The organism is Micromonospora sp. DT4 (assembly GCF_049841675.1).
Lineage (GTDB): Bacteria > Actinomycetota > Actinomycetes > Mycobacteriales > Micromonosporaceae > Micromonospora.
Genome location: NZ_JBNCKT010000293.1, coordinates 1 through 1270, shown reverse-complemented (window position 1 = coordinate 1270; position 1270 = coordinate 1). Strand labels below are relative to the sequence as shown.

Annotated in this window: 2 protein-coding genes; one reads left to right on the top strand and one right to left on the bottom strand. The window is 67.2% G+C overall.

The window, feature by feature from the left end:
* The first annotated feature begins 395 nt into the window (after nt 1–395).
* Entirely contained in the window at nt 396–629 is a 234-nt protein-coding gene (locus tag ACLQ24_RS29720) for a ribosomal protein L7/L12 (protein WP_425895051.1), read from the top strand.
* A gap of 167 nt (nt 630–796) precedes the next feature.
* Here the strand turns inward: ACLQ24_RS29720 and ACLQ24_RS29715 are convergent, their stop codons facing one another.
* Nucleotides 797–1186: a hypothetical protein gene (locus ACLQ24_RS29715; RefSeq protein WP_425895050.1), complete on the bottom strand. Its 390-nt coding sequence runs from the start codon at nt 1184–1186 to the stop codon at nt 797–799.
* Nucleotides 1187–1270: the final 84 nt, after the last annotated feature.

Below are 1270 nucleotides of genomic sequence, written 5' to 3'. Positions count from 1 at the left end.
ACCCACCCCGAACACCCCTCCCACCCCTACAACCAGCCAACAACTTCAGAAACAGCTCCACGGAAACCGAAAATATGTCAAACACACCAGGCGAATACCCTGCGACAGGAACCAGGATTGTTCACTTTTCGAGTGGACTGTGCCGGTTTCTAACTTTGAGCGAGCACGATCGTGCGATCGTGCGGGCCTGCGTGCGGGATGACGTGGATGCCCTGCCGGGGTCGGCCGAAAAAGATCACACGTGCCGGGCGGGCTTGACCAACGATCCCGAGCGGGCGTGGTGTCAGGACCCACGCCGGTGTTCAATGGCGCGTTATGGAGTGGACCGTGCCAATCGCCGTCGTGTTGGCGCTCGTGCTCGTGTTCCTGGTCGCCGGGGGGTGGCCGTCGTTCCGATGCGGATCAGCTGGCTCGCCGGGCTCGCCGTGGTCGAGCGCAAGCTGGATCTGATCATGGCGCACCTCGACATCCGCGAGGCGGAGCTCGAGGCCCCCGGAGCGATCCTGCAAGGGCTGCTCGCCGGCCGCAAGATCCAGGCCATCAAGGCGTACCGGGAGGCGACCGGTGTCGGTTTGCGGAAGGCCAAGGAGGCCGTCGAGTTGCTTGCCCGGCAGCGTGGCCTGGGATGACTGTCGGCCCCGGTATGCTGTCGCCGCTGACCCCGACCCTTGCCGCGCTGCGCCGTAGGAGCCGCTGTCCCGTAGGAGCCGCGCAACTTCAGGGGTGTTGCTGCATCACGGCGGCCGGAGGCAGCAACTTCACCGAAAGTGTGCGGATCTTGCGGCGCGGGGCGGGCTCACTCGTAGCCGACGTACATGATCAACTGGCCGTTCCGTGGTTCGGCCACCACGTAGACGGACCCGGGGTCGAGCAGTTTCGGCGGCAGGTCCTGCTGCTCGGAGAGGCCCATCTGTTCGGCCAGTTCCTCCGGGGACTGGCCGGCCGGGGGAGTCACCGTGACCTGCCACGAGCACCCGCCGGAGGCGCACGTCTCGCTCTCGTCGACCACTGTCGCCCCGGCGGGTACGGCCGGGATGCGCCACTTCGGTGGCAACGATCCCTCGTCGCCGAAGGCCCACAGCGACGCGAACCACAGGCCCCACAGGCACGCCAGCAGGCCGACCGCGCCGAACCCGGCCATGAGGAGTTGTCGCGTCAGTCGACGTGGCGGGGTCGGCGATGTCATCGGGCCAGGCTAGCCCTGCATTCCGCGCGTGGCTGATCGTGGGTGGGTTTCGGCGTGGCGGGTTCGTCACGAGCGGGGTCGGTG

Coding starts and splice junctions, on each gene's coding strand:
- ACLQ24_RS29720 (WP_425895051.1), top strand. CDS start 396: ATGCGGATCAGCTGGCTCGCCGGGCTCGCCGTGGTCGAGCGCAAGCTG.
- ACLQ24_RS29715 (WP_425895050.1), bottom strand. CDS start 1,186: ATGACATCGCCGACCCCGCCACGTCGACTGACGCGACAACTCCTCATG.